Source organism: Paenibacillus cisolokensis (genome assembly GCF_018403665.1).
Lineage (GTDB): Bacteria > Bacillota > Bacilli > Paenibacillales > Paenibacillaceae > Paenibacillus_AH > Paenibacillus_AH cisolokensis.
Genome location: NZ_BOVJ01000250.1, coordinates 1 through 4,172, shown reverse-complemented (window position 1 = coordinate 4,172; position 4,172 = coordinate 1). Strand labels below are relative to the sequence as shown.

4 protein-coding genes are annotated in these 4,172 nt (G+C 61.3%); 3 read left to right on the top strand and 1 reads right to left on the bottom strand.

Going from position 1 to position 4,172, the window contains the following annotated elements:
• On the bottom strand, positions 1-404 hold a 404-nt coding region (locus PACILC2_RS25540), incomplete at its 3' end, for a c-type cytochrome (protein WP_213531803.1).
• A gap of 273 nt (positions 405-677) precedes the next feature.
• Here PACILC2_RS25540 and mutY point away from each other — a divergent pair.
• The 3 genes from mutY (at position 678) to PACILC2_RS25525 (ending at position 4,145) form a co-directional block, all read left to right on the top strand.
• Positions 678-1,976: an A/G-specific adenine glycosylase gene (gene mutY / locus PACILC2_RS25535; protein WP_062495591.1), complete on the top strand. Its 1,299-nt coding sequence runs from the start codon at positions 678-680 to the stop codon at positions 1,974-1,976.
• Positions 1,973-2,605 carry a bifunctional 4-hydroxy-2-oxoglutarate aldolase/2-dehydro-3-deoxy-phosphogluconate aldolase gene (locus tag PACILC2_RS25530; protein WP_062495589.1) on the top strand — a complete coding sequence of 211 codons (633 nt, stop codon included), beginning with the start codon at positions 1,973-1,975 and terminating at the stop codon, positions 2,603-2,605. Before mutY ends, PACILC2_RS25530 begins: the two co-directional genes overlap by 4 nt.
• 403 nt (positions 2,606-3,008) lie before the next feature.
• A complete protein-coding gene (locus PACILC2_RS25525) occupies positions 3,009-4,145 on the top strand; it encodes a transglutaminase domain-containing protein (RefSeq protein WP_213531801.1) in 1,137 nt (378 codons plus the stop codon).
• Positions 4,146-4,172 lie beyond the last annotated feature (27 nt).

Below are 4,172 nucleotides of genomic sequence, written 5' to 3'. Positions count from 1 at the left end.
CATATGGGGAGCATATCAAGCCGTTGGCGGCGGACGCCCTTTTTGCTGGCAGCACGGTTATTTTTCGCGGCGAGCCATTGCGCGAGGCGCTCGATATCTTCCGGCGCAAGCCGGTCCTTGAACGCAGGCATCAGCCCTTTGCCGTTCTCGATTTGCGCGTAGATCTCCGCTTCGCTCATCCGCGATCCCACCTTGCGGAGATCGGTCTTTTCGCCCATCCGGCCATTGAGGCCGCTGGCATGGCAGGACATGCAGTTGTCTTTGTATAAGGCGTTGACTTCAGGCGAACCGTCCAGCGCGGACTTGCCGTTGTTTGCGCTGCCGCATCCGGAGGCCAGCAGTACTGTCCAAGCTATGGCCGCTCCCGCGATGAAGCGGACGAATACGCCGTTATGTTGAGCCACATCGGTTCCCTCCGTATCCCGTATGATCACCTACAGTATAGAAGGTTCCGGCACACCGGGCAAGTCAGGCTGCTTTTGCCGGAGTATTCGCGGGAGTGCCGTGAGAATGCCGCGAGAATGCCACGGGAATACCGCGGCTCCTTCTTGTCCTGTATAATAGGAAAGAGCGCTTGACCCGCGACGCATTGAACCAACTATGAAAGATTCGAAGAACGGCACCGGTACTCGCCCAAGCCGCTATCGCCAAATGCCTGGGAGGGAGGGGAGAGCCTCATGACAGCGGAAGACGCAAAGTCGTTTTTTAGCCGCGAGCTGCTGCTCTGGTATCGCGCCTCGAAGCGCGATTTGCCCTGGAGACGCAGCCGCGATCCTTATCGCATATGGGTATCCGAAGTGATGCTGCAGCAAACCCGGGTGGAAACGGTGATTCCGTATTACGAACGGTTTATGGAACGGTTTCCGACAGCGGTCGCGCTGGCGGAAGCGCCCGAGGAAGAAGTGCTGAAGCTGTGGGAGGGGCTCGGCTACTATTCCCGGGCCCGCAATTTGCAGGCGGGAGCCCGGGAGGTTGCCGAGCTGTACGGCGGCGCCGTGCCGGACGACAAGGAAGCCGTTGCAAGGTTGAAAGGCGTAGGTCCTTATACGGCGGGCGCCATTATGAGCATCGCCTTCAATCGTCCGGAGCCGGCGGTCGACGGCAACGTCATGCGGGTGCTGTCCCGCTATTTCTGTCTGGAAGACGATATCGCCAAGCCGTCGACGAGAAAGAAGATCGAGCGCTTGGCCGTATCGCTTATCCCGGAAGGCGCGGCCAGCGATTTCAATCAAGGGCTGATGGAGCTCGGCGCTCTAGTCTGTACGCCAAAATCGCCGGGCTGCCTCACATGTCCGGTCATGGCGCAGTGCGCGGGACGGCTTGCCGGCAAGGAACGGGAGCTGCCGGTCAAGACGAAGGCGAAGCCGCCCCGTCCCGAGCTGCGGTTGGCCGCGCTGATCGTCGGCACCGGCCCGCGCGCCGGGCAGGTGCTCGTGCGTCGCCGCCCCGATCGCGGCCTGCTCGCCCGGATGTGGGAGCTTCCGCATATCGAGCTGGCGAAAGGCTCGAGCGAGACCGCGCTGTTTGGCGGCAATGACGACGCCGTGCACCGGCAGCTGGCCCGACGTCTCGCGGCGGAACTGATGCGGGAGACGGGGCTGCCGGTCCGGCCGTTAGGCTGGCGCGAGGATGCGGAGCATGTGTTCAGCCACATTCATTGGCATATGCGCGTCTACACAGCCGAATTGGACAGCTCTGGCGCTTTCCGTTTCGAGGGAGACGATCGTACCTGGATTGCCGCGGAAGCTGCCGGTGTTTATGACGCGGGCTTTTTCTGCGAGGACGAACAAGCGGCGCCGCTGCTGGCGGCGGCGGCCGGCGATCTGCCTCCCGGCTACCGCTGGATCGGACCGGAGGACATGGGTGAATTGGCATTTCCGAACTTGTTCTTGCGTATTCTAAATGCATACTGGCAGCAAGAAGGGAACGCTGACGCGATGGACGATGAGATGACGAACGGGGGAATGATCGGATGAGCCCAATGTTGAAACTGCTACTGACCGAGAAAATTGTGGCGATTTTGCGGGGAATCGAGGACCGGCATGCCGATCGGACGGCAGAAGCGCTGCTTGCCGGCGGCATCCGGTTGCTCGAAGTGACGATGAATACCGATGGCGCGGCGGCGATCATCGAGCGTTGGAGAAGCAAGTACGGCGGTCAGGCGGCAATCGGCGCCGGAACGGTGCTCGATATGGATATGGCGCGGGAAGCCGTGGCGGCCGGCGCGCAATTTCTGATCTCGCCCAATCTGGACGAAGCGGTCGTCGCATACGGCGCGGCGCAGGGCGTCTCCGTATGGCCCGGCGTCATGACGCCGACGGAAATTGTCCGCGCCTGGAAGTCGGGCGCCGAAGCGGTCAAAATTTTCCCGGTGGCCTCGCTTGGCTATAAATATTTGGCCGAGCTTCGGGGGCCGTTGAACGACATTCCGATGATGGCGACGGGAGGCGTCGACTTACATAATATTGCCGATTATTTCCGTGCCGGGGCGAACGCCGTCGGAATGGGCAGCAAGCTGGTCAATCTCGAATGGGTGCGCGACGGAAGGTTCGATCTGATCGAGGAGAGGGCTCGCGGATTCGTCGAGGCGGTAGCCGAATTATAGTGCGGATTTCAAAGGCCGCGCAATGCGATGCGATCGCTTGCGCGGCCTTTGAAGTTCGTGAAAAAAAACAAAGGACCTGCGGCGCTGAAGCCGCAGGCTGCAAGAGAGAATATATGATAAAGGGGGGTCATGTCCCTTATTATAGAAGAGCAAGATGAAACGAAGATGAAGGAAACATTACAGTTCGGTTACAAAGGTGAATGATTCGCGTTTTCCAACATCGGGTTGAAAGCGACGTTAGCCCGCTGCTGCCTGCCGGATGACAGCCGGGATGCGGCTGGCGAGGAGCGCACATGAGATTCCCAGGCCGGACATATATATGGAAGCGAGTGGAAGCCTGGGTGCCGTTTGTGGTACATTAATGGGAAAACAATGGGAAATCGAATGCCGTCAGGAGGATCTCATGCGCAAACCGTATTGGATACTGTTTATGGCGGCCGCGCTGCTCGTCTTCGGCTTCGGACGGTATGACGGCTGGCGGGACGCTTTGGCGGCCGCGGGCATGCCGGAAGCGGATGCCGCCGCGGCGCCGCTGACGCCGGAGCGGCTGGAAGCGGAACTGGCCGCCAGGCTGCCGGAGCGGCCGGACGAATTGAAGCTGTCGTACGCGGGCGATCCGAAGCAGCTGTCAGCCCGGCTGCCGCAGCTCATTCGCGGCGCGCTGGACGGTCATGACGATATCGCGTACATTCTGGATAAGTTCTACTACACGATTCGAACCCGCGACGGGGTATCGGTTATCGATATCAGTTTGAAATATCGCGAAACCAAGGCGCAATCCGCAGAGGTCGAACGTCAGGCGGCTGCCGCGCTGCAGTCGCTTATCGCGCCGCAGATGAACGATCACGAGAAGGTGAAGGCGATCCACGACTGGATCGTCCGGCGGCTCGCCTATGACGAGTCGTTGCGTCATTATACCGCGTACGAGGCGCTCGACAGCGGTCTTGCCGTCTGCCAGGGGTATGCCCTGCTCGCTTACAAAATGCTGACGATGGCGGGGATCGAAGCGAAAATCGCGGAAGGCGCCGTCGATACCGGCGAACATGTCTGGAACATGGTTCGGCTGGACGGCCGCTGGTACCATCTCGACGTGACATGGGACGATCCGTTGCCGGACCGGGGCGATGCGGTCAGCTACCGGTATTACCTGCTGACGGACGCGGAGATGCGGCGCGACCATCGATGGGAGCGGAGCTATCCGGAGGCGCCGGCGGAGTACCGCGAAGCGCTGGCCGACCTGGCCGCGCAAGGCGGAGAAGCCGGCGAACGGTTCGCGGCGCTGGAGCGGGAAATCGGGCTCATCTGGCTTAAGCCGGAGCATACGGCCTCCTCTGCCGCCGAGCTGCGCGACCGGATCGCCGCGGCGATGCGCGAGGGCGGCGAGTCGCTGCGTATCCGGTATACGGACGGCGGCGCCGCCACGCGGGATTTGAAGGCGGCGTTCGCCGGGTTGGACGGCTACCGCTCGTACCGGGCGAAATTCGAGCCTTACCGCAGCGACGGTTCGGTGCTGGTCGATATTAGCTGGGAGCTGCAATGAAGTTTTGTTTCCCTATGAACCCCCCCC

Excerpts from the sequence above, each read along its gene's own strand:
- mutY (WP_062495591.1), top strand. The coding sequence starts at position 678 with ATGACAGCGGAAGACGCAAAGTCGTTTTTTAGCCGCGAGCTGCTGCTC.
- PACILC2_RS25530 (WP_062495589.1), top strand. The coding sequence starts at position 1,973 with ATGAGCCCAATGTTGAAACTGCTACTGACCGAGAAAATTGTGGCGATT.
- PACILC2_RS25525 (WP_213531801.1), top strand. The coding sequence starts at position 3,009 with ATGCGCAAACCGTATTGGATACTGTTTATGGCGGCCGCGCTGCTCGTC.